Genomic DNA, 24,845 nt, shown 5'->3' with positions numbered 1-24,845 from the left:
GGAATCCTGCATGGGCCGGCGTATCTTTGGGCTCTTCCATACTATGGCCACCGAGCACCCCGATACCCGCAAAATCATCCATCTGGACATGGATGCTTTCTATGCCTCGGTGGAGCAGCGCGACAACCCCGAGCTGCGCGGCAAACCCGTAGCGGTGGGCAGCCCGCGCCAGCGCGGCGTAGTAGCCGCCGCCAGCTACGAGGCCCGTAAGTTTGGGGTGCGCTCAGCCATGCCCTCCACCATTGCCCAGCGCAAATGCCCCGAGCTTATCTTCGTAAAGCCCCGCTTCGATGTATACAAAGCTGTTTCCAGGCAGGTGCGGGCCATTATGGAAGACTACACGCTCCTTATTGAGCCGCTTTCCCTCGATGAAGCCTACCTGGACGTAACGCATACCCTGCAGGACCAGCATACCACGGCCACGGAGCTGGCCCGGCAAATCAGGGCGCGCATCCGGGCCGAAACGCAGCTGACGGCCTCGGCCGGCGTTTCCTACAACAAGCTGCTGGCTAAGCTGGCCTCCGATTACCGCAAGCCCGACGGGCTCTTCGTGATCCGCCCGCACCAGGGGCCGGCGTTTGTGGAGGCGCTTTCCGTGGGGCAGTTTCACGGCATTGGTCCGGTAACCGCCGCCCGCATGAACCAGTTGGGTATCTTCACCGGCCTTGATCTGCGCCAGCAGTCGGAAGCCTTCCTGCGCCAGCACTTTGGCAAGGCCGGCGGCTACTATTATGGCCTGGCCCGCGCCCAGGACCACCGCCCCGTAGAAGCCGACCAGGTCCGCAAGTCCATCGGCTCCGAAAACACGTTTGGCCAGGATCTGATGACCACCGAGGAACTGCTGGCGGGCCTGGAGCCTGAAATTCAATCCGTTTGGGGTACCACGGAGCGCATGGGCGTGCGGGGCCGCACCGTAACGGTCAAAATCAAATACACTGACTTTCAGGTGATAACCCGCAGCCGCACTTTCAGTGTGCCGCTCACCACGCAGTCCGCTTTTCAGCAGGTCAGCAATGAGCTGCTTCTTGGTATTCTACCCCTGGTAAAAGGCGTGCGCCTGCTGGGTGTTTCCCTTTCTTCTTTGGATGCCACGGAGCCTATAGCTGGGCAGCAGCTGCGTCTCAACCTGTAAAGGAATTTACCTTTGCTGCCGCCAAACGTCCGGCCCGAGGTGCTCCGCCAGCCGCTCCCGCAAAAGCTCCTGCAGCACCGGCGAGAGGAACTGGAATTTATCCGGGATGCGGAGGTTTATGATGGTTTTGCCGGCCAGCTCAGCCCCAAACTTTTGCTGCAGAATATCCGCATGCCGGCGCTCCATCACAAACACGGTATCGGCCCAACCCAGATGCCCGGCCGTGACGCGCACCCGGGCACCTGGCTCGGTGCCGGCCGAGCGGGCTTCATAGTGCGAATGCCCATCAAAAAGCCGCTCTGCCGTAAGGCTGCGCCAACGGTTCTGGCTGCAGATAAAGAGTAGCTGATGGGTGTTGCTCATGCTGAAACTCAATAACCTCCGTTGGGAGAAGAATTTATATAAATCAAACTGACCTCTACCATACAGCACGTATGGTAGAGGTCAGCTCATAATTTTGATGTGTATCGGAATCCGATTTTTTGTTGTTTGTCATCCTGACGCAGGAAGGACCTTTCTCCCGCTGGAATGAGTCGTTATGATGCGAGTCGTTCAGCCATAAAAAGGTCCTTCGCAAGCTCAGGATGACAGGAATTACTGATCAGCTTATCTTTCAGCTAAGCCAAAGAGAGTTATGCCAGTAAAGTTTACCTGCTGATTATTCCGCTACCGAAACCCGGATTTTCCGGCCTTTGATTTTGGCGCCGGTCACCCGCTCGGCCACTTCCGCCGCCATTTGGCGCGGCACGGCCACGTAGCTGTAGTGGTCGAATACTTCGATGTGGCCCACGGCGTCGCGCTCCAGACCGCCGTGCGCCATAAAGGTGCCCACCAAATCGTGGATGCTCACCTTCTCCTTTTTGCCGGCGGAGATGTGCAGCGTTACGTTGGTTGGCTTGGGCGCTTTGGGTGCGGCCGGGGGCAGCTTAGGTGCTTTGATGACATCCCACTTAATGCTGGCGGCAATGGGCCACTTCTGCACGTGTGCCTGCTCTTTGGGCGTGGCCAAAATGTGGGCGGTACCCTCGGCGCCGGCGCGGGCGGTGCGGCCGGCCCGGTGCTGGAAACCATCAGCCTTATCCGGCGCATCATACTGAATCACGGTGTCCAGCAGCGTTACGTCAATGCCGCGGGCGGCTACGTCGGTGGCTACCAGTACCTGGCTGGAGCCGTTGCGCAACTTAAGCAGGGCTTTGTCGCGCTCGGGCTGGGGCATTTTGCCGTGCAGTACTTCAGCGGCTACGCCGCGGCCCTGCAGAAAGCGGGTGAGCTCCACGCACCGGTCGCGGGTGTTGCAGAAGATGAGGGCGCGGCCGGTTTCGGGCTGGTGCAACAGGTGCAGCAGAGCGGCGGGCTTCTGCTCCAGGGTGCCAACATGGCCCAGCAGACGCAGGTTTTCGGGGAGGCGGTCATCGTCCTGGCCCACGTCAATCACGCGGGGGCGGGTCAGGTTTTTGCGAATCAGATCCACCACTTTATCCGACATGGTAGCCGAGAACAGCAACGTCTGGCGGCGACGCGGCAGGCGCTTCACAATCTCTACCAGCTCATCCTGAAAGCCCAATTCCAGCAGCTTGTCAGCTTCATCCAGCACCAGAATTTTCAGCTGATTAGGGATAATGGTGCGGCGCTCAAAGTGGTCGAGCAGGCGGCCGGGGGTGGCTACCACCACGTGCGGGGCCTGCTTCAGGCTCTGGGTTTCTTCGCGGAAGGCGTGGCCCCCGTAAAAGGCGGCTACGCGCAGGTTAGGCAGGTATTTGCCCAGCTTCTTGAGGGCGTCGCGCACCTGCAGGGCCAGCTCGCGGGCGGGCACCAGCACAATTACCTGCACGGCATCCTGCTTTACATCCAGCTGCTGCAGCACGGAGAGGCCGTAGGCGGCGGTTTTACCCGAGCCGGTGGGGGCCTGGCCCGCAATGTCCTGCCCGGCCAGCGCCAACGGAATTACCTGCTCCTGCACGGGGGTAGGGGTGGTAAAAGTCAGTTCCTCCAGGGCCTGCAGAAAGGAAGGAGCGAGGCCGAGGTCGGCGAAAGTAGCAGTAGACATACACGGGTTATTTGCTGCAAAGGTAGGGCAGATTTACGGAGCCGCTGCTTTTCGCGTTAACTGGCGTCTCTCTACTCGTCGGCTACATCCAGGAGCCGATAGCGCACTGCTGATTTTTTAGCCCGGATATCGACCCCAATGTAGTGCGCATACACCTTGGTAAAGCACGCCCCGAAGTAGAAAATCATAGCGGAGTAAAACACGAACAGCAGCACCAGCACAATGCTTGACGCCGGCCCGTAAATGGGCCCCAGGTTGCGCGGTACCAGGAGGTGGCCCAGCACAAACTCGCCCAAATCAATGAGTACGGCCGTGAGCAGGGCCCCGCGCAGCACCGCCCGCCACGGCACTTTGGCCAGGCTCAGGTTGCGAAAGGTGGCGGCAAACCAAGCGGTAAGAATCACCAAAGAAACCAGCTGATTCAGCACCTGAAGCACAAAGTAGCCGAAGGTGGGGTCGAAATCCTTGATGTAATCGGCAAACAGGGCCAGGCCGGTATCGGAGGCAAAGGCCAGCACCGAAAGCAGGGCCGTGGCCAGCAGCGCGCCCAGGGAGCGGGCCCGCTCTTTCAGGAGTTTCTGCAGCTTGTGCGTAGCCCGGCGGGGCCGGATACTCCAGAGTTGATTGAGCGAGTTCTGAATGACCACGAACAGGGTAGTGGCAATAAACAGTAGAAACCCAAAGCCCAGCCACGTGACCAGCCGGCTGCGCTCTACGTTGGATACGTTCTGTAGAATTTGCTGCACCAGCTCGGCGGCCGAGGAGCCCAGCAGGTGCGAAAGTTTCACCAACAGCAGCCCGCGCACCAGGGAGGTAGAGTAGAAAGAGCCGATAATCTGCACCAGAATGATGAGAATGGGCGGCAGGGCAAACGTGGTGAAGAAAGCCGTGGCGGCGCCCAGCCGCAGCGGGTCGTTGGCGGCCAGCACCCGGCCGGCGCGGTGCAGCAGCAGAAAGAAATCCGTCCAGGCTTTGGGGTGAGGCTCGCCTGGCTCGCGTACTTTTGTCATGGGCTTCGCTACCGTCTGTCGGCGGCGGGCCGTGGGTGCGTGGCGCGAAGATACGCGGCCGCGCCTCATCTGCCTATACCCTCAGCCCACCCGTATTTTGTCTGACTTGCAATCTGCTTCTTCCTCCACAACGCCACTGCCCCGGTCCGGCTGGTTTCGGCGCCGCGTTCTGGAGCCACTGCTGAATTTGCTGCGGCAGGGACTTTCGCCCCGGCAGCTGGCCCTCACGGTGGCGCTGGCTTTTTCCTGTGGGCTGGTGCCGCTACTGGGCGTAACTACGCTGCTGGCCACGGCCACCGCCGTGCGCCTGCGCCTGAATGTGGCTGCTTTGCTACTGATAAGCCACTTATTAAGCCCCCTGCAGCTGCTGCTCATGATTCCGCTGCTACAATGGGGCGAGAAACTGATATCCAACAGCAAAAGCTCGGGCCTTACCCTGGAAAAGCTGCGCCATTATTTTGCCAATGACTGGGCGGGGGGCCTGCAGGTGCTGTGGCGCGCTGAGCTGGGGGCGCTGCTGCTCTGGCTGGGCCTTTCGGCCTTAATGGTGCCGCTGCTGTTTGTAGTGCTGCGGCCCTTGTTTTCCCGTCTGGCCGCCCGGCAAAAAGCGAAGGCGGTTCAAAGTGCATAAAAAAAGCCCCCGTTTGCAGCGGGGGCTTTTTTTTAGTGGAGATTTGAAAATTAAGAGCCGCGCTGGTAAATGGGCTCCGTTCCGCGGAAGTAGTTGGCCAGCGGGTCCTCGGCGGAGGGGTTAATCAGCATCAGGTCAATGGTTTGGTCCTGCTGCAGATGGCCCTGCAAAATGGGCCCCATTTCCGGGAACAGACTGGTGTCTTCATTATCAATGATGAAGCCCAGCAGCAGGCGCGGCGGCGCGGGGTTATCTTCCACGGTTAGCTGCGCGAGGTACACGGACTCAATGGCGGGGTGCGAGGCGCCGAAAATCCGTACGGCATGAATCAATGCTTCGGGCCGCTCGGCGGGCTGGTCCAGGGAAACACGCTTATCCGCCAGGGAGCTGTCCTCTTCCTCATCGGCGCCCGAGAGGTTGCCGGCCAGCAAATCTTCCAGCTCCGGTACGGTCAGCAGCTTGCCAAAAGGCGAGAAAGGGTTCAGCACGCATTCGGCGCCCTGCACCATGCGGAAATAATCCAGGCCCGAAATCAGCATGTAGGCTACGTCGCCGCTCACGGCGCCATTCTCATACACCCGGTCCAGGGAGCTGAACACCGGCAGTTTACCATCATTCAGCACCTGGAGCTGAATCTGCATGCCGGGCTCGGGAATAATGAGGCCGGTGGCGGGGTTCTCTTCCTCAAAAGCCGGGAGCACCACCAGGTTCTGGCGCAACAGCTCCCGGTAGAACAAAGCCCGGGAGTTTGGGTCCTGCGCCGCCTGCAGCAGGGCCGCTTCCAGCGCATTGTTCGGCTCGAAGGTGGGCATGGGAGGCATGATGGGCTGCTTCATCGGCGGCAGAGGCGGCAGCGGCAGCTCAACAGGAGCAGGCGAGGTATAGTTGGGGCGCTTATAGCGGGGGCCGGCTGCCTCGGGCGCTGGGGTGCCAGGCGCGGAAGACGCAGGCGTGGCGGCCGGGGTAGGCTCAGCGGGTTTCTTGGATTTCAGGAAGTCAAACAGACCCATGGTAATGCGTAGCGAATGAAAAGGTGACCCAAGCTAGCCATTCTGCCCGAAAACTACCGGCAAAAGGCATGGGAAAATGATGCGAAAAGTACCCTTAGCGGCCGTCGCTGCCCTGGCAGGCGCCCAATAGTTCCGATACTTCCCGGATGGTGTACGGCTCGCCTTTGTTGCCCCATGACTGCTGCAGGAAGTTCAAGATGTTGGTAATCTGGGAGTCCGTCAGGTCCTCGTGGGGTGGCATCACCTGGTTATACTCCACGGCATTCACCACCACCGGGCCTTTCTGGCCTTTGCGCACAATGCATGGCAGCGCGGCCCTGTTCTTTGATAAATAATCGGCACCGGCCAGGGGCGGAATCAAACGGCGCAGGCCGGCGCCCTGCTCGCCGTGGCAGCTGGAGCAGTGCTCCTGGTACAGGCGCGCGCCTTCGTTCTGCTTGTTGGTAAAGCAGCCCGCCAGCAGCCAGATAGCCGCAGCTATGGCGGCGCCCCGCAACAGGTGGATGGCGGCAGGCATTAGGGCTTTGGTTGTTTGGCAGCTTCTTCGGCCAGCAACACGGGCAGCTCCCGCAGCAGGCGGTCTACCTCCTTGGGGTTCATGCCATCATAGAGTCCGCGCACGTGGCGCTGCCCGTCTACCAGGGCAAACGTGCCGTTGTGCGCAAAGCCGCCGGCCGCTTTTTTGTCGGCTTCGGCGCCCGTCATGTAAGCGCGGGCAAGGGCAAAGATGGTGTCGTGCGGGGCCGTTACAAACTGCCACTGGCTGGCGTTGGTCACGCCCAGGCGCTCGGCATAGTCGCGCAAAACGGGAATGGAGTCGTGGGCCGGGTCAATGGTGTGGGACAGGAAGGCCACGCGCGGGTTGTTCTTATACTGCTCATACACGCGCAGCATTTCGCTCTGCATTTTGGGGCAGATGCTGGGGCAGGTAGCAAAAAAGAAATCTGTGACGTAGACTTTGCCCGCTAGGCTGTTCGTGGTTACCGTTTTGCCCTCCTGGTTGGTGAGCGTGAAACGAGGGATGGTGGCGTAAATGGTATCGGCGGGGCCGCCATCGGGCCGGGCGCGCACATCATGCTCCCCAATGTAGGGCAGAGTGGTGGCCTTATCGGCCTTGTTTTCGGAGCAGGAAGCCAGCAGCAGGGTGCTGGCCACGGCCAACAGGCCACGGCGGAAAAAGCGGTGCATCATGGGGTAGGTGGCGTGGAGGAAGAAGCGGAAGGAGCAGTGTGTCGCTGCAGCAGCGCCTCGGCCGAATCGAGGCTGGTGTTCATCAGCTGCGCTACGGAGTCAATGCGGTGTTGCTGCACCGTGTAGTACACCATTTTGCGCAGGTGCCCTACGGTATCGGCGGGGCGGCGGTACTGGTGCATCCAGTCCATCATGGCAGCTTCTGCCGCCAGCAGCGCTCTTTTTTGGCGCCCGGCCGCGGCCGTATCCGGCAAAGCAGCTTTTTGCAGCTCCTGGCGTTTGGTGTAGAGCTGGTCCATGCGCATCATCAGGGAGTCGTGCGCGGCCAGCACACGTTTTTCGGCGGCAGCTTCCTGCGCGGGTGCATCCGCCGAAGGCGAGCAGGCGGCCAGTAGCGGGAGCAAAAGCAGCGCCGCCGGGCGGAAAATGGACAGAGAACTTTTCACGCCGCAAAGGTACGGCACGTTTGCTTGCCAGCGGTGCCCAGGAGCCGGATTTCGTGGCGCTACCAGGCGTGGCGCAGGTGGGCGTAGTTCCACAGCCAGGCCGTGCCGGCCCACAGCCCCCAGAACAACAAGGCAAAGAAGGCCAGAAATAAGATGGTAACTACCGCAATCAGCCCTTTGCCGCTGCCGCTGTACTTGCCCTCGGCGTAGTGGCGGCGCAGCAGCTCCACGTTCCGGTCGTTGCTTTTATAGGCGAAGTCGAATAGGTTGCCAATGAGCGGAATAGCACCAATAACCGTGTCCAGCAGAATGTTGAGGGCCATACGCACCACCAGCTGGCCACTGGCGCCGTGGCGCATCATAGTCAGCAACAGCACCCCCGACACCGCGAAGGTAGACAGGTCGCCGACCACCGGAATCAAACCCAGCAGCGGGTCCAGCCCGAAGCGGAAAGAGGTGCCTGGCAGCCGGAACTGGCTGTCCATCAGGCGGGCCACCCGCTCTACCCACCGCAGGCGCTCATCATTGGAGAAAGTAGGAGGACTAGGCATGGGCGGCGGGTGGTACGTGAGAGAAAAGCAGAATTATGGCAAAGGCGGCAGCGTCGCCGAACATGTGCCCTTCAACGGCGTTCCTATAGTATAAGGTTATGCCGGCGCTGCCAGCTTCATCAGGCTTACTTATTCACTTCTCACATTAGTTCCCTACTTATGCAAACCCGCACTTTAGGCCGGAATGGCCTGCAAGTATCTGCCCTCGGCCTTGGCTGCATGGGCATGTCTGATTTTTACGGCCAGCGCAACGATGCCGAAAGCACGCGCACGCTGCACCGCGCCGTGGAGCTGGGCATTACGTTTTTTGATACTGCCGACATGTACGGCCCCTTCGTGAACGAAGAGCTGCTGGGCCAGGCCTTTGCCGGGCAGCGCGAGCAGGTGGTTATAGCCACTAAATTCGGTATTCAGCGCGACCCGAACGACCCCTCCAAGCGCGGCATCAATGGCCGCCCGGAGTACGTGCGCCAGGCCTGCGAAGCCAGTCTGCGCCGCCTGAAAACCGACTACATTGACCTGTACTACCAGCACCGGGTAGACCCCACTACGCCCATTGAGGAAACCGTGGGTGCCATGGCCGAGCTGGTGAAAGAAGGCAAAGTGCGCTTCCTGGGCTTATCAGAGGCCGCGCCGGATACCGTGCGCCGCGCCCATGCCGTGCACCCCATTACGGCGCTGCAAAGCGAATACTCCCTCTGGAGCCGCGACCCCGAGGATGGTGTACTGCAAACCTGCCGGGAGCTGGGTATTGGGTTTGTGCCTTACTCACCGCTGGGCCGGGGCTTCCTCACTGGCCAGATTCAGAAGTTTGAGGACCTGGCCGCCGATGACTACCGCCGCTTCACGCCCCGCTTTCAGGGCGAGAACTTTCAGCGTAACCTGGATTTAGTAGCGCGCATCAAAGAAATGGCCACCGAAAAAGGGTGCACGCCCGGCCAGCTGGCACTAGCCTGGGTTCTGGCGCAGGGCAACGACATTGTGCCCATTCCCGGCACCAAACGGGTGGAAAACCTGGAAGAAAACGTAGGTGCGCTCAACGTACAGCTCAGCCCCGCCGACCTGCAGGCCATTGACGCCATTGCCCCGCAGGGCGCCGCGGCCGGCTCCCGCTACCCGGCCGAAATGATGAAATCCGTAAACGGCTAGACAGTTGCGAGTTACTGGTTGATAGTTGCCAGTATAGGAGTATTTTCAAGCATGACGAATGATGATAAAAAAAGCCTTTCCGTCCAGGAAAGGCTTTTTTTATCATCTGGTCTGGCAACTATCAACCGGCAACTATCAACCGGCAACTCGCAACCGATAACTGGCAACTCATTTCTGCAGCGGCGGCAGTAAATCAATCCAGCCATCCTCACTCACCACAATAGCTAAACAGGGGTAGCGGCTGCTTTCCACATAACGCAGCGCGGAGTTAAAGCGGGAGCCGCGGGAGGAGTCGCCTTTAGCTGTGGCCAGGCCATCCAGAATGGCGCCAATGGCAAAGCAGGTACCGGCCGGATCAATGAGCACGGCGCCGTCAATATTGGTTATGAGGCGCATGACGCTGGGGTTGATGCGGCAGGGCGTAATGCGGTAGCATTGGTTGGAAAGCCGGGCCGCTTCGTGCGTAGCCCCTTCCGATATCAGCAGAATGGTGCCCGTGGGCTGGGAGGTGGCGCTCAGGGTAAGCGACCAAAGGTGCTGAATATCGGCCTGGGGCAGGTTGGGCCAGTTGCGGTGAATGGCGCGCTCAAAATTATACTCATCCACGCGGGAGCGGGGCAGGCGCGGCGTGTTCGATACTACGCGCATCATCACCTCGCCATTGTGGGTTAAATCCCAGCTGTAGTGCTTGGTGAAGTGCACCGTAAACAGCGGCTCGTGGCGCGGGTCGTCGGGTTCTACCACCCGGCCCAGCCCAAACAGGTTGGTGGCATCCGTAATAAGGGCGGCTTTGTCTTCGCTGAGCTCCAGAAGCTTGCGCACCGAGCGGTGGTCGCGGAGCGGAATGGGAGCTTCCAGCGTCAGAATGGGCTGAATGGCCTGGTGATGTCGCCGGGCAATTACCATCAGGCCAATCCCTTCGTCGCCCTCGTGGCGCAGGGCGGCCACGCCGTTGCAGGCATCGTAGAGGCCGTGGGTGCCGTTGGCTACGCCCAGCATAAAGCGGCGGCCGGCGGCGCGCAGCAGCTCGTTATAATCCCGGTCGAGAATGGGACGGTCTTCGTCCCCGTCGGTTTCCCGCAGGGCGCGGGTGCAGTCAATGAGAAACTCCTGCGCGGTGGCTTGCAGCAGGGAGCCCGGGCGCCCGCTGGGCACCGCCGGCAGGGCATAGTGGCTGCGAAAAGCCTCGGCGTTCATTTGCACCACCACCAGCACCAGATAGCCATCTACGGTCACCGGCAACGAGCAGAAGGACACGCGGGGCTCCTCGGTAGCTGTCTCCAGCGAGGCTACGGTTTCGGCTACCGAGCGGCGCAGCAGGCCATACCAACGGTTTTTTTCGTAGCGGTCATGGTCCAGCGGGTGCAGGTGATACACTACTTCCCGCGGGCCTTCCGGCTCCAGCAGGGCCGCACGCTCTTTCACGCCCTGAAAGTGCACGGGCTGGTAGCGGTGGGTGGGGGGCTCTACCACTACGGCCCCGGGTTCAGCCCCTTCTTTGGCGGAGGCCAGGCCCAGCAGAAATACTTCGGGCCGCAGGTTGCGGTCAAGCAGGTTGAAGATTCCTTCGGCAAAGAGCTGGGCTGAGACGCGGAAAAGGCTTTTCTGAGAATCCCACATGGGCAACGGTGAGCGGCCGCCGGGCGGCAATAAGGCATAGTGCACGCATACCTACGGCAAAAGTCCCGAAAGGTAACGGAGGTAGCAGATATTTACCGGCAACCATTTCACCCAACGCAGGTTAGCAACGTATAAAACCAGGGCGGCACTTGCATTGCCGTTACAATTTGGGTAAATTAGACAAGAGCCGCCTTGCGCGCCTATCAACTGCTGCCACCATGTTTTTTGTTGATATTCTGCTGGGTTTTGCCTGTGCCATGTCGTTTATCCCCATCACGACGGGCTACTGCGCGCATAGCTACGGACGCTCGTTCTGGCTCTGGTTTGCTCTGGGGTGGCTGCTGCCCATTGTGTCCTTTTTCATTCTTTTTACCCTGATTTACCGCAAACACCTTGACCAGGGTGAGCGGCTGCTGGAGGAAGCCAAGGACATTCTGGCCGCCGCCGAAGAGGCGGAAGAAAGACGTACCCGCCTGGCCCCCCGGCCCGATTAACCGTACAGATACGCCTGCATGGCCTGGGCCGCCCAGGCGCCGGTGCTAAAACACCCCTGTAAAAGGTAGCCGCCGGTAGGCGCTTCCCAGTTCAGCATTTCGCCCGCTACAAAGGTGCCGGGGCGCTGGCGCAGCATCAGGCCGGGCGTAAGCGCCTCCCAGGCAACTCCGCCGGCCGTGGAAATAGCTTCGTCCAGGGGGCGCAGGGCCGTAATGGGAAGCGGTAGGTGGCGCAGCAGCCGGGCCAGCTCCTCAGGGGAGGCCGTGGCGGCGGTGGGTGCCACTTCGCGCAACAGGGTGGGCACCGGCGCAGCCAGATGCAGGGCCTGTTTCAGGAAATCGGCCAGGGACTTACCGCGCCGGGGGGCGCGCAGCCGGCTAAGCAGCTGCTCATCCGTGAGGTCGGGTTTCAGATCAAGCCAGAGAGTAGCCGGCGGGCCTGTTGCCAGCTCCTGGCGCAGCGCCGGGGTAAGGGCATATACCGGGGTGCCCTCCACGCCATATTCCGTGAGCATCAATTCTCCCCGCACCCGTTGGGCACCGCAGGTCAAGGCAATATTTTTAAGCGGCGCCCGGGCTACTTTCTGCTGAAAGAAAGCTGACCACGCTACTTCCGCGCCGCAGTTCGCCGGCGCAAACGGCACACAGGGCACGCCAATACTTTCCAACGCCGAAACCCAGGCGCCATCAGAGCCGGTTTTGGCCCAGCTGGCGCCGCCCAGGGCCAGTAGGGTAACCCTGGGTTCCACCAGCAGCTCTTCGCCGGAGGCAATATTTTGTATGCGTAGCCCGGTGCTGCCCGCAAAGCCCAGCCAGCGGTGCCGCGTGTGCAGCACCACGCCCAGTTGCCGCAGGCGGGTTAGCCAGGCGCGGAGTAAGTCGGCGGGTTTGTGCGCCGCCAGGGGAAAAATACGCCCGCTGGTGCCCACAAAGGTTTCAATGCCCAGCTCCGTTGCCCAGCGGCGTAGTTCAGTGGGGGAGAAGTGCGTCAGAAATTGGGCGAAGGTGGCGCTGTCCGGCCCGTAGCGGGTGGCAAAGGTCGTTTCCGGTTCGGCATTACTCAGGTTAAACCCGCCGTGCCCGGCCACCAAAAACTTGCGCCCCACGGTGGCCTGCGCTTCAAAAAGCACTACCTGATGCCCCGCCTCGGCCAGGCGCTGCGCGGCCAGCAGCCCGGCCGGCCCGCCGCCTACTATTACTACCTCCGCCTTCAAAATGGTATGTTTGCTCATCACCCGGGGCAGCAAGATACAATGCCTGGCGGCAGTAAAGTGCGGCATTTTTCCTCCTTTCCGGCCCGGGGCGCGTACATCCTACCCAACTTTACTTCGCCTATGGGCCCTTATTCTATTCTGATTTACCTGAGTATTGCGGTAATTCTCTCCTATCTGTTTGATATGGCAGCCCGGGCCACCAAGGTGCCTTCGGTGCTGATGCTGCTGCTCACGGGTATTGCCCTGCGCCAGGCCGCCGACTACTTCGATGCCTCCCTGAATATTCCCTCCGTGGTGCTGGAAATCTTCGGGATAATCGGGTTGATTATGATTGTGCTGGAAGGCGCCCTGGATCTGAAGCTGGAGGCGGGCAAAGCGCCCCTAATTCGGCGGGCTTTTTTTGCGGCGGCCCTCATGCTGGTGGTACAGGCAGTGGCCATTGCCCTCGTCCTGAAAGCATATTTAGGCGCTTCGTTTCAAAGCTGCCTGGTCAATGCCGTACCGCTCACCGTTATCAGCAGCGCCATTGCTATACCCAGCGTGGCTAACCTCACGGGCGAAAAACAGGAGTTTATCGTGTACGAAAGCACCTTCTCCGATATCCTGGGCATTATGCTTTTCAACTTTGCCATTCAGGATAATTTCGCGCAGGGCATCTCGGTTATCACCTTCTCACGGGATGTAGTGGCCGTGCTGGTGCTTTCCGTGGTGAGTACCGTAGCGCTGGCATTTCTGCTGCACCGCATCCGGCTGCATGTCAAGTTTTTCCTGGTTTTCGCCTTCCTGATTCTGATTTATTCGCTGGCCAAGAAGTTTCACCTGTCGTCGTTGGTGCTGGTGCTGGCGTTTGGGCTGGCCGTGAACAACGCCGATGTTTTCCTGAAAGGCTGGCTGCGCCGATTGGTGCACCCCGAGCGGCTGGCCGCTGAGGTACATCAGCTCAAAAGCATTACTGCCGAATCTGCCTTCCTGATTCGTACGTTCTTTTTCCTGCTGTTCGGTTTCTCTATTACGCTGGCCAATGTTCTGAATATAAGCCTTATCGTGCAGGGCCTGCTGATTGTTGGCATACTCACGCTGATCCGGTTTTTCTACCTGCGCTATGCCGCCCGCACCGACATGGTGCCGGAGCTTTTTATTGCGCCCAAGGGGTTGATTAGTGTGTTGCTGTTCTACAGCATTCCCCAGCAGCACCTCATCGGCGAGGTCAGCGAGAATATCCTGTTTGTGGTTATTCTGCTTACTGGCGTGATGATGATGGTGGGGCTGCTGCTGGCCGGCCGGGAGCCGGAGCTGGGCGAATATTGATGGAGTTTCCGGTGCTAGTCCGTTTCCTTAATCAGCTGCTTCCGGTAGCCGGCCAGAATAGCTGATTTCAGCAGGAACCCTACGTAGCGGCCCCGGTCTACCACGGGCAGGGCCCAGGCGCCTACCTGCTCCATGCAGCGCAGGGTGTCCAGCATGGTATCGTCGGGGTTTACAATGGCGGGCGGCTGAATCATCAGGTCGCGCACCAGGGTGGTTTTGTAGTGCTCGTCATCAAAGAGGGCATCGCGCACCGTATCCAGCGTTACTATGCCCTGCAGCTCGCCTTCGCTGTTCACCACCGGAAACAGGTTGCGGGTGGCGTGCCGGAAAATATCCACCAGCTCGCCCAATGTGGTTTCGGGGCGCACGCTCACAAAATCCCGCTGAATGAGGTGGTGCAGATCCAGCTGGGCCAGCAGGCCCCGGTCCCGGTCGGCGTGCATGTAAATTCCCTGCTTCACCAGCTTGCGGGTGTACACGGAATAGGGCTCGAAGTACTTGGTAATCAGGTAAGAAAAAGAAGTAACGGCCATGAGGGGGACAAACAGTGCATAGCCGCCCGTGATTTCCGCAATGAGGAAGATGGCCGTGAGCGGGGCGTGAATAACGCCCGCCAGCATGCCCGCCATGCCCAGCACAATGAAGTGCACCTCCGGCACGGTATTAATTCCGCTCAGGTTAATGAGGCGGGCATACACAAAACCCGCCAGCGCGCCCACAAACAGCGAGGAGCCAAACATGCCCCCGTTGCCGCCCGAGCCTACCGTAACCGTGGTGGCCACCACTTTCAGCAGCATACTGCCAATGGCTACCAGTAGCACCAGGCCCACGCTTTCGTCGCCGTACACGGAGAAAAGGGAGCCGTCTACCAAGTGGCTGGATTGCCCGCTCAGCAGCAGCTGCACAATATTGTAGCCCTCGCCGTACAGCGGCGGAAACAGGAAAACCAGCAGCCCCAGGGCCAGGCCGCCAAACAGGATTTTGTGGTAGGCGCCGGGCCACCGCTCATAAAACCGTTCGGCCGCGAAATACACCCGTATCATATATACCGAGAGCAGGGCCGTGAACATGGCCAGCATCAGGTAAAACGGAATGGCTTCCACGGGCCAGCTGGTGGTAATGAGCACGAAGGGCTGCCCGGCATATAGCAGCTTAGACACCACTGTAGCCGTGGCCGAGGAAATGAGCAGAGGAATGAAAAACGGGGCCGAAAGCTCCGAGAGAATAACCTCAACCGCAAACAAAACGCCCGCAATGGGGCTGTTGAAGATGGCCGCAATGCCGGCCGCCGCGCCACAGCCCACCAGCAGCCGCCTTTCCCGCTTCCCCACGCGCAGCACACGCGCCACATTAGAGCCAATGGCCGAGCCCGTAACGGAAATAGGCGCCTCCAGACCAGCTGAGCCACCAAACGTGACGGTGAAAAAGGACGTCACCATTTGCGAAAACAGCTTGCTGCGCGGCACAATACTGTTCTGGCGGGCAATGTTGTACACAATAGGGCCAATGCCCCGGCTTAGCGTGCCGCCCAGCACATAGCGCGTGAATAGCACCGAGAGCGAAATACCAATAATGGGGTAGAGCGACAGCGCAAACACGCGGTACTGCTCCGGCACCCAGGCAAAAATCAGGTCCTGCGAAAAATGAACCGAGTTTTTGAGCAGTACGGCGGCCAGACCAGCCATAATTCCCACCAGCACGCTCAACAGAATAAGATAGGCCCGGTCGTTAATGTAGCGTAAGCGCCACAACAGCAGTGGACCCAGGAGTCGATGAACGATGCTTTTGGGCATGGGAAATTAATTCACTTCCGGAGAACAGGTAGCATAAGGCGCATACCCGTTGTAACGATAACGGACAAATTATAAAACCCACTGCAAAAACAGTGCTTTTTTTCTAAGGTGTCTTTGCCGGTTGGTTCATCCAGCGCCAGAATATGAAGCCACCCAGGGTATATGCCACCACATCTAAAGGGTCAGCTACCATCCGGGAGTTGAAATACGGCATCAGCAGCTCAAACCAGATAGCTATGACCACCCAGGTGCTGATAATCCAGGAAAGGGGCAGCACAAAGGCGGGCTGGCGGAAATAACACCGGCGCATAAACCACAGCAGCAAAGTGAGTTGCAGGGGCAGGTCCACCAGATCGGCCAGATGGGAGTTGACGAACGTGGGCAGCTGCCAGAAGGGCCAGTAGCGGTTAATGCACGCAAAAAGGTACAGCGCCGTGCCCAGCAGGAACAGCGGGTGCCGCAGCTCGGCGGGTATGCTTAACCGGCCAGCGCGGTTACCAGCCATAGCATAAAGGCCAGCAGGGCGGCAAATGCCAGCTGCCCGCCCCGAATGATGTATTTGAAAAAACGCAATGCCGCCCCATCCTCCGGCTTTATTTCGATTAGCATGATGCCCGCCAGCGGTTCCTGGGCCAGCTTTTCCCGGGCCTGCTCACTGCGGTTGCGCACGGGGTCCAGCAGCTGTCCGCACCGCACACACCGGTCATCGGGGCGCTGCTGCCACTCCGACCAGTGCCCGCAATGGGGGCATTTCTTCGATGCAGAAAGTGGAGCGCTCATGCGTAAATGGGTAAGGTGAAAAAAAGCGGAAGGCCAACAGAGCAGTGACTCCGCTGGCCTTCTTTTTATTCTTCCATGATGTCTTCGTTCCAGAGGGCGGGCTCGGCTTCGATGAACTCTTCCATCATCTGCACGCACTCCGGTAAGTCCAGATCCACCACTTCCACGCCGTGGCTTTCCATAAACTCCCGGGCCCCGTCAAACGTGCGCGACTCGCCCACCACTACCTTGGGAATTTTGAACTGCACAATGGTGCCGGCGCACATGTAGCAGGGCATCAGGGTGCTGTAAATTACAGTGTCGCGGTAGGTGTGCTGGCGGCCGGCGTTGTTCAGGCAGTCCATTTCGCCGTGCTTAATGGCGTTGTTTTCCTGCACGCGCTTGTTGTGTCCGCGGGCCACAATCTGGCCATTGCGCACCAGAACCGAGCCAATCGGAATACCACCTTCTTTGCGGCCCTGGCGGGCTTCGTCAATGGCGGCCTGCATGAATTCGTCCATCATAGTATTCATTATTGAAATGCGCTTAGGCGTGTTCAGTCAGTGAAAAAAGGAAAGGCTGCAAGGTACAGAGGCCCACTCAGAAACCGGAGTTGCGCCTGAATTTCTTACCGCGCACAAATACCCCGGTACGGACAGTACTGACACTTTTCCAGGTCATCGGTTTTCCGGATGGGCTCCTGCGGATCCAGCATGCGGTTTGCCAACTGCCCCAGCAGTTCCTCGCTGCGCGCCATAAACGACATGCCTTCCTCCGTCAGAAAGCCCATATCCGCCGACATGGGTCCCGCGCTCAGGTTGCGCAGAGAGATAATAGCCGCATCGGCGGCGGGGCGGCCGTTTTGCTCCAGCATGAAGCGATACAGCCACAGCTGCCGCACTTTATCAGCCGCGGAGGTAGAGTCATGCAGCAGCCGCTCCACTGCTTCGGCAGGGCCTTCGCCGCGCTTTTGCAGGCGCAGTTCGGCGGCCTGCACCATCCCGGTTTTATAGTCGATAACGCGCAGGCGACCATCCGGCAGCTCATCCAGGCGGTCGGCGTAGCCGATAAGGCGCATGGGCAGCTTCTCGCCGTCGGGGCGGGGCACAAATACGGTGGCGTGCAGGCGCTCTTCCAGGGCATGAATGCGCAGCGGCAGGCCGCCGGGCTGCTCGGCCAGGCCTTCCAGGTAGCGGCGCACCAGCTGCGTGGCAACCTGGCCCAGCACGTGGTTCAGGCCTTCGTCGGCGCGGGCGTGGCGGTCGGTTTCTTCCTGGCGCAGGGCCTGCTGCACGGCGGCCGGCGCCTGTTTCAGCAGGCCGGGCAGGTCCTCGGCCGTCAGCGGGCGGTTCTCCTGAACAAAAGGTGTGAGCAGGTGCTCCAGGGCTTCGTGCACTACCGTACCAAAGGTATCGGCGCCCAGGTGTTCTTCCACTTCTTCGTTTTCCTGAAACTTAGCAATGCGTGCAAAATAGAATTGCAGGTTGCAGCCCAGGTATTGGTTTAGAGCCGAAGGGGAGAGGCCTTTATCGAGCACATGGCGCAGGGCCTGGAGCATTTCGCCGTCCTTTTCCAGCACTAGGTCGCCGGCAGTTTGCTGGGGCAGGGCCTGGGGCTTCGGGTGGCCGCTGCCTTCGGTGTCTGCCTCTACCAGCGCCGTGAGCTTTTCCAGCGTCATGTTGGGGCTCTGGGGCAGCAAGTCATTCTCAATCTGCAGCAGAAAGCGGCTTCGCTCGCCGGTGCGTGTGCCTTCCGCGCCAGGCAGCACGTGCACCAGATCTACGCGGCGGGCGCGCTGCAGCAGGCGCCAGAAGTGGTAGGCCGTAGCCGATTCGTGGTCGGCGTAGGTTGGCATCCGGAACTCCTTCAGCACATCATACGGAAACAGGGAGCCATGCCGCTTGGGCGCCGGCAGCACGTTTTCGTTGCAGCTGAGAATGATGATGTGGTCGAAATCCAGGGCCCGGGTTTCCAGCAGACCCATTACCTGCACATCGGCAATGGGCTCCCCGCTGAAGGGCAGGCGCGTGGTGCGCATCTGTTCATACAAAAACCGCCGGAAAGAGCGCACCGACAGCCGCTGCTCCCGGCAGTCAAACGCCGAATCCAGCTGCTTCACCAGGGTGTAAAACAGGTACAGATATTCCGCCTCAATGGCCGAGTGCTGCTCCTCATACACCTGCTTCAGCAGATCAATAAGCGTGTAGCAGGCCCGGATAATATCGTCGCAGTCGTTCCAGGTGCGGAAAAGGGCTTCAATGATGGGGTGATGATGGCCCAGCTCCAGTAGCTCGCGGGCGGGCAGCAGCACAGCGTTGCGCTGCACAATCTGCCGGCACACTCGGTCCAGCAGGCCATGGTATTTTTCGTTGGGCTGATGATCGAGCCACTGCTGATAGCGCCGCAGGAAGGGGTGGGCCAGCAGCTTGGTTACGGCCAGGTGGTGGTAGCGCGGTATCCCGTAGTCCGGCCCCTCGCCGCCTTCCCGAATACCGGTCAGGTGCACTTCAAACAGCAGATCCACCAGATTAAACAGCGGCGTGCTCTGGAAGCTCAGACCCATGGTGACGTTATAGCTGGGCACGTGCTCCGGCGGAAGGCCGTGCAGCACCGGCAGCAGCAGCGTTTCATCGGGCAGCACCACGGCTACCGTGGCATTGGGGTTTTGCTGCCGGGACTCGGCCAGCAGCTGACCGGCCACTTTGCCCTGCATAGAGGCATTGGCCACGCCCACAAAACGCATGGCCCGCGGCAGCCCGCGCAGCCACTCCACGTTGCCGCCGAAGGCCTCCCGGGAAAGCTCCCAGCGCGTGAGGTAGCGCCGCAGGTACTGGCCGGCGCGGTTGGGGGAGTCGGCTTCCAGGTAAAACGGGTCCCCATCGAAGCGCACTTCGGCGCGGCCGTGCTTCAGCAGCAGGCGCACCAGCCGCTCCTCCGACCTCGATAAAGCTCCCAGGCCCACAAACACGTGGCGGGCGGGTTCTTCGCCGCGCAACAGACGCTTTTCCATGCCTTGCACCGCCAGCCGGTAGGCCAGGCCGGGGTAGGCGAGGTGCTGGGCCAGCATCTGCTTTTGCAGCCGCTGGTACACTTTTTCCAGGTCGTCCCAGAACCGGAAATACTGCCCGGTAATGGAATCGGGCTCGGGCGTTTTGGTCAGGTCCCAGCGCTCCAGGGCCTTGGCCTGGGTGAGATATTCAAACACCTTGTGGGGCGGCGCCAGGTTCTGGTCCAGGTTGGAAAAGTCGGCCAGCAGCAGCCCGGCCCAGCCCACAAACCGGTCGAAGTCCAGGTTGGGGTCAATACCTTTCAGGATATCGAATAGCAAAAGCTGCAGGGCAATGGGCTCTTCTACCTGTACGCCGGCCAGCTCTACCATGTAGTCTTCCATGGCCGCCACGCGGGGGCTCCACAGCGCCTCACCCGCGCTCAGGCTCATGGCCAGCTCGTTCTTCAGATACACCACTGCCCGGCGCGTGGGCACCACCACCACCAAATCAGACAGCTCCTCGGCAGAGTAGCGCGCCGTAAGGTCCTGCGCCACCTGGGCGAGGAAGGAGGTGGTGGCAGAACCGGTGGAAATAGCAGATGAATTAAGGCTGGCTAAGATAGATGGCATGCGGCAGGGTAATGAAAAGGTACTGTTTCAGATTTGGGATGTCACACAGAAAAAAGGTGCTTATTTGCGGAATACATATCGTTTAGAAAAGTCTCCATATTTCGTCCCAACCAAATTTTATGAAAGCTAAATATGCCATCCTTTGTCTTGCTTTAGGCTTGTTCCTGAGCGTGGTTGGGTCACTCTTTAAGATAATGCTTTGGACTGGGGCTGATATCCTTATAATATCAGGCATGGTGCTCACTATCACGGGTGTTATCCTGTTTGTTTACAAGCTCATGTCTCAGCCGAAAATCAAAGATTTTTTGAATAAGTAAACGGAAATAGCCGGGTGTAAACCTGGTTAAAACACTACCACTTCCTCGGTTCCAAAATAATACAGCACACATTGCACCTCAGCATAGCCCAGCTGCCGGAACAGCTGTGCATACTGCTGCAATTGGTGCCGGTGCTGGGGCTTGGGCGGCGGAATCTTGAAGTCGAGAAGGGTAACGCGGGTGCCGTTGCGCCCAGCTGCAGCGCCGGTTTCAAATACTACCCGGTCGGGCTTGTAGTCACGGCGCCGCACACCGCCAATGAGGATTTCCCGCTCCGTCTCTACGCTTACCTGCGGCCCGAAATAGGGTGCCAACTGCGGGTGGCTTACTACCTGACGCAGCTTCTGCACCATTTCGGCTTTTTCCTTGGTGCTGATGATGCCTTCGGCGGCCAATTGCCCGGCTACGCGCTCCACCTCCGTGGCCCGGTGCAGGCGGCGTAGGCCGTAGTGCAGCTTGCGGTTCCACTCGCCTAGTTGCTCCTGCTCATCAAAATCAAATATGGTGGAGGCGTGCCGACGCAGGCGCAGGCGTTCCTCCCACGGCACGGAGGTTAGATTAGTGAGGGGAAAGCTGTCCGTCTTTTGCCGGGCGCTGCTGGCAGGCGTTAAGCTGCCTTCGCTGAGAATAAAGGCCGGGCGTTCCTCATCCCATTCTCCCAGGCTCACTAGATATTGGTGCAGCAATTCCGCTACGGAGCGGGCCGGGTCGGTACTAGATGTGGCTTCCTCCGATTTCTTTTTCGCGTCGGGGCGTTTGCTGATGATGTAGAGCCGTTGGCGCGGGCGGGTGAAAGCCACGTAGAGCATGTTCAGGCCCTCCAGAAAGGTTTTTTCGCGCTCTTCCACATATTGCTCGGCCAGGGGAGTGCGCTGTAGGGCTTTAGTGAGCCCCACTACAGCTACGCCGGGCATTTCCGGAACTGGCTTTTCGTCTTCTTCCAGGCGGCCCCAGAGCAGCGTGCCACGGTAAGGCTCCAGGCTCCAGTCGGCGTAGGGTACAATAACTACTCCGTAGGCTAAGCCCTTGGCTTTGTGCACAGTGGTGATGGTAATAGCATCACGGCCGGCGGGGGCATTGATGCTGAGGGCGCTTTTGCGCTGGTCCCAGTAAGTCAGGAAATTGTTGAGGTTGTTGCCCTGGCGCAGGCTGAATTCCAGGGTTAAATCCAGGAAGCGGAACAGGTATTCACTTTCCGCGTTGCGGCCCAGCAATCCAAAGGTGCCAATGAGGCGTTCGGTTAGCTCATACAAGCCCAGGTTGCCGGTTTCCTGCTCCCGCACATCGTAGCCCAGCGTACGCAGCTCATCGTAAAATTCCCGGACATGCGGAGCGTTAGCCAGCCCGGCAATGTGGCGCGCCCTGGCCGGCGTAGGAGCCAGGCGGCGCACTACTTTATCTACCAGCAGTAGGGCTTCGGCCCGAGCCAGCGTATCGGCGGGCTGATTGAGCACCCGGAAAATGGCCACCAGTAAATTCACTACTTCCGCAAATTCCAGAGAAAGGGAATCAGCCGAAATAATCTGGTAGCCGCGCTCTTTCAGGAATTTAGCCACTAACCGGCTGCCCCGGCGCGTGCGGCAGAGCACGGCCACATCTTGCGCCCTAAAACCATCGGCCATGGCCTGCTCCACCAGCTGCAGCGTGAGGTACAGCGTGCTTTCGTCGTAATCCAGCGTGGCCTCGGGCAGGTGCCCGGGCAGCACTTCTTCGGTATAGTGCCCGGCCCGGGCATCGTAGCGGCGGGCGGGCGCATTGTCCTGCGTAAAAAGCAACTCCACATGGCCCGGCAGCTGACCAAGCGGCGCTACTGCCTGCCCAAAATGCGCATCGTAAATGCCCTGCACCAGCGGCAGCATGGCGTGGCGCTGACTGACGTGCTCAAAAAACGCATTGTTGAAGCTGATGATTTCAGCCGCAGAGCGGAAGTTGGTATTCAGGGCTTTTGGCTCCAGCACACTATCTAAAGTGTAATACCGCTCGCGCAGCAGTTCCTGAAGCTCAGGGTCGTTGGCGCGGTTTACCAGTATCTCCGTCTGGCCCTGGTGCAGGCGCAGAATCTGCTCCATCTCGCCGCCGCGCCAGCGGTAAATAGCCTGCTTGGCGTCGCCTACGGCCAGGGAGAGGTTGCCGGTAGATACGGCGTTTTCTACCAGCGGCAGCAGGTTATTCCATTGCAGTACAGAGGTGTCCTGAAACTCGTCAATGAGCAGATGCAGGTACCGGTCGCCGAGACGCTCATACAAAAAGGGCACGGGCTCAGTAAGGACGATGCTGGCAATGCGGCGGTTAAACTCACTGATGAGCACCACATTTCGCTCCCGGCTGATTTGCTCAACTACTTTATTCAGCTCGTTCAGCAGCGAGGCGTGAAAGAGGTACGGCTGCATGGCCGAGAGCAGAATGTAGTGGGGGAGGTATTGTTCGCGCAGCCGCATCAATTCTGCGAAGGTGGACGTCAGCACGTCCTGCACAGCCGCAATGCGCTCAGCATATGGCGCTTTTTTGCCGACGGCGCTGGCCCAGTTTCCGGATTCGTAGGTTTTCAGGGCTGTGGCCGTAGGCGTGTCGCCATCCTGCAGCCAACGCTGCCAGTTGGCAAAATGGGTATAGATGCCCTTCTCACCGCTAGCCAGGTGCGCGGGCTCAATTCCGGCCTCGTGCAGGGCAGTCAGTGCCATTTGCGCGGTGGCGGCTACTTCGCTTTCAATTTCCTGGCGGCGCTGGCGCAGGGTTTCGTGCAGGCGGCGGAAGTCCTGCAGCGTGAGCTTCTGCAGCTGCGTGACGGCCTCGTGCACGGTTTCATTAAAGAGAAACTGCCCGAACTCCGCCAGCTCGGTGGGCAGGTTGTTCCAGCTCTTGCCTTCGTCGGCGCGGCTTAAAGCGTATTCCGAAAGGGCTTTGGAAAGCAGCTTGCTGTTCGGGTCGCGGTTTACTTTGTCCAGCAGCACGGCCACGGCGCTTTGCAGCACGGTATCGGTGTCCAGCTCGACCTCAAACGAGGCCGGCAAACCCAGCTCCCGGGTGAAAGCCGTGACAATGCGCTGCACAAACGAGTCGATAGTGCTGACGGCGAAGTCGGCGTAGTGGTAGAGCACCAGCCGGAACGTGGCGGCCGCGCGGCGGCGCACTTCCTGCTCCTGTTCCGCTACCGTTTGCGCCAGCCGGGGCAGTTGGTTTGCCGCGGCCAGCTCGGCCGTTACTTCGGCCAGCAGCCTATCCGGTTTTCCTTCCTCGGGGTAGGCAAATTTTCGCAGCGCGCCAATGATGCGCTCCTTCATTTCGCCGGCGGCATCATTGGTAAAAGTGATGGCCAGAATGCTCTTAAAATAAGCCGGGTCGTCGGAGCCCAGAGCCAGCTTCAGGTATTCTTTGGTGAGCTGATAGGTTTTGCCCGAGCCGGCGGAGGAAGAATAAATCTGGAAAGTAGCAGGCATAAAAAAGGCGCTGAATAGCGGGGCAAGTTACACCGCGGGCAGCAGTAATCTGGTAAAAGAAATACGGCAGGAATCAGCCGTAACAAAATGCGGGCATTGCGCCGCAACAGGTTATAAGATTTTGTGGGGCTTTCTTTGTTTTGTTTTTATAAAATGTTGAATATCAAAAATATAAATCATAATCGATGCTCTATTTTAAGCAAAAATCAGGCCTGTATTCCCAGTCCAATGCCTAACCTATGCCCCCGGAAATCAGTAAAATCAGGTCTCATTAGTTCACTACTTAACACCCACATACTATGGCACAGGAAAATCAATATTCGCGGGACAACTACCGCGAGAATTATCAGGATTCTGACATGGGCCGCCGCAGCAATTATCGGGATGACGACTATGATATGCGCGGCCGCGGCCAGTACTCCGGACGATACGAAGATGACGACCGGGGCATGCGCAACCAATATGGCTCCTCGCAAAACCGCAACCGCTCCGACTACGACCTGGGCCGGGCAAGTGGCTATGGCTCGTCGGGTTACGGATCTTCCAGCTATAATTCCTCCGGCTATGGCGGCATGAGCGACCGTTCGTCGGGCTCTTCCGGCATGGGCCGCGGTAGCCGCCATGACCAGTACGAAGACCGTTCGCGCAATCAGTACGGCCGCTACGAGTCCGATGATGACAGCCGCCGCAGTCGCAGCCAGAGCTGGGGCAACCCCTACGGTAGCGCCAGCAGCCGCTATAATGATGCCGACGAATACCGCAGCAGCCGTTCCGATTTCGGGATGGGCCAGGGCTACGGCAACGACATGTACGAAAGCAACTCGCGCGGCCGCAGTCAGTACGCTTCTTATGACGAGGACGACCGGGGCAGCCGCTCCTCTGGTTATGGCAGTGGCCGCGGCTCCAGTGCCCGCTATGAAGACCGGGATGAGCGCGGCCGTTTCCAGTCCTCCGACGATGACCGGAACCGCAGTCAGTATGGCCGCCGCCACGAGGATGACGACGACCGGCGCGGTGGCCGCTCCGGCCACGGCGGGTATTATGGTGATTCGGAAGGGCACGCCCGCAACGCCCGTGGCGGCCGGTAACCTACCGGCGTTATTTTAAAAGTTAAACA

At 59.5% G+C, this 24,845-nt stretch carries 22 protein-coding genes; 6 read left to right on the top strand and 16 right to left on the bottom strand.

The features are described 5' to 3' along the window. Nucleotides 1-43 precede the first annotated feature (43 nt). Nucleotides 44-1,132 (top strand): DNA polymerase IV, encoded by a 1,089-nt coding sequence (dinB, locus tag PK28_RS11145; RefSeq protein WP_044516886.1) that lies wholly within the window; start codon nucleotides 44-46, stop codon nucleotides 1,130-1,132. Nucleotides 1,133-1,138: 6 nt separating this feature from the next. Here the strand turns inward: dinB and PK28_RS11140 are convergent, their stop codons facing one another. The 3 genes from PK28_RS11140 to PK28_RS11130 all read right to left on the bottom strand — a co-directional run bounded on the left by PK28_RS11140 (nucleotide 1,139) and on the right by PK28_RS11130 (nucleotide 4,189). Then, the gene (locus PK28_RS11140; protein ID WP_044513871.1) at nucleotides 1,139-1,495 is read right to left on the bottom strand and encodes a low molecular weight protein tyrosine phosphatase family protein; all 357 of its coding nucleotides are present in this window, start codon (nucleotides 1,493-1,495) and stop codon (nucleotides 1,139-1,141) included. A gap of 295 nt (nucleotides 1,496-1,790) precedes the next feature. Further along, on the bottom strand, nucleotides 1,791-3,179 hold the full coding sequence (locus PK28_RS11135) for a DEAD/DEAH box helicase (protein WP_044513869.1): 1,389 nt from the start codon (nucleotides 3,177-3,179) through the stop codon (nucleotides 1,791-1,793). 71 nt (nucleotides 3,180-3,250) lie between these two features. After that, on the bottom strand, nucleotides 3,251-4,189 hold the full coding sequence (locus tag PK28_RS11130) for a YihY/virulence factor BrkB family protein (protein WP_048825907.1): 939 nt from the start codon (nucleotides 4,187-4,189) through the stop codon (nucleotides 3,251-3,253). Between the two features lie 97 nt (nucleotides 4,190-4,286). On the opposite strand from PK28_RS11130, the gene PK28_RS11125 reads away from it, so the two are divergent. Continuing rightward, nucleotides 4,287-4,820, top strand: a complete 534-nt coding sequence (locus PK28_RS11125) for a DUF2062 domain-containing protein (RefSeq protein WP_197070405.1) — start codon at nucleotides 4,287-4,289, stop codon at nucleotides 4,818-4,820. 50 nt (nucleotides 4,821-4,870) lie between these two features. Here PK28_RS11125 and PK28_RS11120 read toward each other — a convergent pair whose 3' ends face one another. The 5 genes from PK28_RS11120 to PK28_RS11100 form a co-directional block, all read right to left on the bottom strand. Further along, nucleotides 4,871-5,830, bottom strand: a complete 960-nt coding sequence (locus tag PK28_RS11120; RefSeq protein ID WP_044513865.1) for an enhanced serine sensitivity protein SseB C-terminal domain-containing protein — start codon at nucleotides 5,828-5,830, stop codon at nucleotides 4,871-4,873. A 94-nt stretch (nucleotides 5,831-5,924) separates the two neighbouring features. Then, a complete protein-coding gene (locus PK28_RS11115; RefSeq protein WP_044513863.1) occupies nucleotides 5,925-6,347 on the bottom strand; it encodes a c-type cytochrome in 423 nt (140 codons plus the stop codon). Beyond that, nucleotides 6,347-7,021: an SCO family protein gene (locus PK28_RS11110; RefSeq protein ID WP_156126358.1), complete on the bottom strand. Its 675-nt coding sequence runs from the start codon at nucleotides 7,019-7,021 to the stop codon at nucleotides 6,347-6,349. Before PK28_RS11110 ends, PK28_RS11115 begins: the two co-directional genes overlap by 1 nt. Further along, nucleotides 7,018-7,467, bottom strand: a complete 450-nt coding sequence (locus PK28_RS11105; protein WP_044513861.1) for a hypothetical protein — start codon at nucleotides 7,465-7,467, stop codon at nucleotides 7,018-7,020. The genes PK28_RS11110 and PK28_RS11105 overlap by 4 nt, the downstream gene beginning before the upstream one ends. Before the next feature lie 59 nt (nucleotides 7,468-7,526). Further along, on the bottom strand, nucleotides 7,527-8,018 hold the full coding sequence (locus tag PK28_RS11100; protein ID WP_044513859.1) for a DUF4112 domain-containing protein: 492 nt from the start codon (nucleotides 8,016-8,018) through the stop codon (nucleotides 7,527-7,529). A gap of 159 nt (nucleotides 8,019-8,177) precedes the next feature. Here PK28_RS11100 and PK28_RS11095 point away from each other — a divergent pair, with 159 nt between their 5' ends. Next, a complete protein-coding gene (locus PK28_RS11095; protein ID WP_044513856.1) occupies nucleotides 8,178-9,167 on the top strand; it encodes an aldo/keto reductase in 990 nt (329 codons plus the stop codon). A 168-nt stretch (nucleotides 9,168-9,335) separates the two neighbouring features. Here the strand turns inward: PK28_RS11095 and PK28_RS19040 are convergent, their stop codons facing one another. After that, nucleotides 9,336-10,832: a DNA integrity scanning protein DisA nucleotide-binding domain protein gene (locus PK28_RS19040; protein WP_197070404.1), complete on the bottom strand. Its 1,497-nt coding sequence runs from the start codon at nucleotides 10,830-10,832 to the stop codon at nucleotides 9,336-9,338. A gap of 173 nt (nucleotides 10,833-11,005) precedes the next feature. Here PK28_RS19040 and PK28_RS11085 point away from each other — a divergent pair, with 173 nt between their 5' ends. Next, nucleotides 11,006-11,281 (top strand): hypothetical protein, encoded by a 276-nt coding sequence (locus PK28_RS11085; protein ID WP_044513854.1) that lies wholly within the window; start codon nucleotides 11,006-11,008, stop codon nucleotides 11,279-11,281. Here the strand turns inward: PK28_RS11085 and PK28_RS11080 are convergent. Continuing rightward, nucleotides 11,278-12,513: a BaiN/RdsA family NAD(P)/FAD-dependent oxidoreductase gene (locus PK28_RS11080; RefSeq protein ID WP_044513852.1), complete on the bottom strand. Its 1,236-nt coding sequence runs from the start codon at nucleotides 12,511-12,513 to the stop codon at nucleotides 11,278-11,280. The two genes, PK28_RS11085 and PK28_RS11080, sit on opposite strands and share 4 nt — an antisense overlap. A 102-nt stretch (nucleotides 12,514-12,615) precedes the next feature. Between PK28_RS11080 and PK28_RS11075 the strand changes: the two genes are divergently transcribed. Then, entirely contained in the window at nucleotides 12,616-13,803 is a 1,188-nt protein-coding gene (locus PK28_RS11075) for a cation:proton antiporter (protein WP_044516875.1), read from the top strand. 14 nt (nucleotides 13,804-13,817) lie between these two features. On the opposite strand, the gene PK28_RS11070 is transcribed toward PK28_RS11075, so the two are convergent. The 6 genes from PK28_RS11070 to PK28_RS11040 all read right to left on the bottom strand — a co-directional run bounded on the left by PK28_RS11070 (nucleotide 13,818) and on the right by PK28_RS11040 (nucleotide 23,728). Continuing rightward, a complete protein-coding gene (locus PK28_RS11070; RefSeq protein ID WP_044513849.1) occupies nucleotides 13,818-15,596 on the bottom strand; it encodes a chloride channel protein in 1,779 nt (592 codons plus the stop codon). 103 nt (nucleotides 15,597-15,699) lie between these two features. Beyond that, entirely contained in the window at nucleotides 15,700-16,101 is a 402-nt protein-coding gene (locus PK28_RS20460; RefSeq protein WP_156126357.1) for a hypothetical protein, read from the bottom strand. Continuing rightward, nucleotides 16,074-16,376, bottom strand: coding sequence for a hypothetical protein (locus PK28_RS11060; protein WP_156126356.1), 303 nt, complete (start codon nucleotides 16,374-16,376; stop codon nucleotides 16,074-16,076). Before PK28_RS11060 ends, PK28_RS20460 begins: the two co-directional genes overlap by 28 nt. A 65-nt stretch (nucleotides 16,377-16,441) precedes the next feature. Continuing rightward, nucleotides 16,442-16,876 carry a nucleoside deaminase gene (locus PK28_RS11055; protein WP_044516872.1) on the bottom strand — a complete coding sequence of 145 codons (435 nt, stop codon included), beginning with the start codon at nucleotides 16,874-16,876 and terminating at the stop codon, nucleotides 16,442-16,444. 107 nt (nucleotides 16,877-16,983) lie between these two features. After that, on the bottom strand, nucleotides 16,984-19,974 hold the full coding sequence (locus tag PK28_RS11050) for a PD-(D/E)XK nuclease family protein (protein WP_082017069.1): 2,991 nt from the start codon (nucleotides 19,972-19,974) through the stop codon (nucleotides 16,984-16,986). A 343-nt stretch (nucleotides 19,975-20,317) separates the two neighbouring features. After that, nucleotides 20,318-23,728 (bottom strand): UvrD-helicase domain-containing protein, encoded by a 3,411-nt coding sequence (locus PK28_RS11040; RefSeq protein ID WP_044513840.1) that lies wholly within the window; start codon nucleotides 23,726-23,728, stop codon nucleotides 20,318-20,320. A 299-nt stretch (nucleotides 23,729-24,027) separates the two neighbouring features. On the opposite strand from PK28_RS11040, the gene PK28_RS11035 reads away from it, so the two are divergent. Beyond that, on the top strand, nucleotides 24,028-24,816 hold the full coding sequence (locus tag PK28_RS11035) for a hypothetical protein (RefSeq protein ID WP_044513837.1): 789 nt from the start codon (nucleotides 24,028-24,030) through the stop codon (nucleotides 24,814-24,816). Nucleotides 24,817-24,845 lie beyond the last annotated feature (29 nt).

The sequence above is a fragment of the Hymenobacter sp. DG25B genome, from assembly GCF_000801315.1.
In the GTDB taxonomy this organism is placed as follows: domain Bacteria; phylum Bacteroidota; class Bacteroidia; order Cytophagales; family Hymenobacteraceae; genus Hymenobacter.
The sequence above is the reverse complement of the archived record's forward strand: the minus strand, read 5'-3'. Positions and strand labels throughout refer to the sequence as shown.

Coding starts and splice junctions, on each gene's coding strand:
- PK28_RS11115 (WP_044513863.1), bottom strand. CDS start 6,347: ATGCCTGCCGCCATCCACCTGTTGCGGGGCGCCGCCATAGCTGCGGCT.
- PK28_RS11110 (WP_156126358.1), bottom strand. CDS start 7,021: ATGATGCACCGCTTTTTCCGCCGTGGCCTGTTGGCCGTGGCCAGCACC.
- dinB (WP_044516886.1), top strand. CDS start 44: ATGGCCACCGAGCACCCCGATACCCGCAAAATCATCCATCTGGACATG.
- PK28_RS11035 (WP_044513837.1), top strand. CDS start 24,028: ATGGCACAGGAAAATCAATATTCGCGGGACAACTACCGCGAGAATTAT.
- PK28_RS11095 (WP_044513856.1), top strand. CDS start 8,178: ATGCAAACCCGCACTTTAGGCCGGAATGGCCTGCAAGTATCTGCCCTC.
- PK28_RS11085 (WP_044513854.1), top strand. CDS start 11,006: ATGTTTTTTGTTGATATTCTGCTGGGTTTTGCCTGTGCCATGTCGTTT.
- PK28_RS11100 (WP_044513859.1), bottom strand. CDS start 8,018: ATGCCTAGTCCTCCTACTTTCTCCAATGATGAGCGCCTGCGGTGGGTA.
- PK28_RS11130 (WP_048825907.1), bottom strand. CDS start 4,189: ATGACAAAAGTACGCGAGCCAGGCGAGCCTCACCCCAAAGCCTGGACG.
- PK28_RS11080 (WP_044513852.1), bottom strand. CDS start 12,513: ATGAGCAAACATACCATTTTGAAGGCGGAGGTAGTAATAGTAGGCGGC.
- PK28_RS11075 (WP_044516875.1), top strand. CDS start 12,616: ATGGGCCCTTATTCTATTCTGATTTACCTGAGTATTGCGGTAATTCTC.
- PK28_RS11055 (WP_044516872.1), bottom strand. CDS start 16,876: ATGGACGAATTCATGCAGGCCGCCATTGACGAAGCCCGCCAGGGCCGC.
- PK28_RS11070 (WP_044513849.1), bottom strand. CDS start 15,596: ATGCCCAAAAGCATCGTTCATCGACTCCTGGGTCCACTGCTGTTGTGG.
- PK28_RS11135 (WP_044513869.1), bottom strand. CDS start 3,179: ATGTCTACTGCTACTTTCGCCGACCTCGGCCTCGCTCCTTCCTTTCTG.
- PK28_RS11050 (WP_082017069.1), bottom strand. CDS start 19,974: ATGCCATCTATCTTAGCCAGCCTTAATTCATCTGCTATTTCCACCGGT.
- PK28_RS11140 (WP_044513871.1), bottom strand. CDS start 1,495: ATGAGCAACACCCATCAGCTACTCTTTATCTGCAGCCAGAACCGTTGG.
- PK28_RS11120 (WP_044513865.1), bottom strand. CDS start 5,830: ATGGGTCTGTTTGACTTCCTGAAATCCAAGAAACCCGCTGAGCCTACC.
- PK28_RS20460 (WP_156126357.1), bottom strand. CDS start 16,101: ATGGCTGGTAACCGCGCTGGCCGGTTAAGCATACCCGCCGAGCTGCGG.
- PK28_RS11060 (WP_156126356.1), bottom strand. CDS start 16,376: ATGAGCGCTCCACTTTCTGCATCGAAGAAATGCCCCCATTGCGGGCAC.
- PK28_RS11040 (WP_044513840.1), bottom strand. CDS start 23,728: ATGCCTGCTACTTTCCAGATTTATTCTTCCTCCGCCGGCTCGGGCAAA.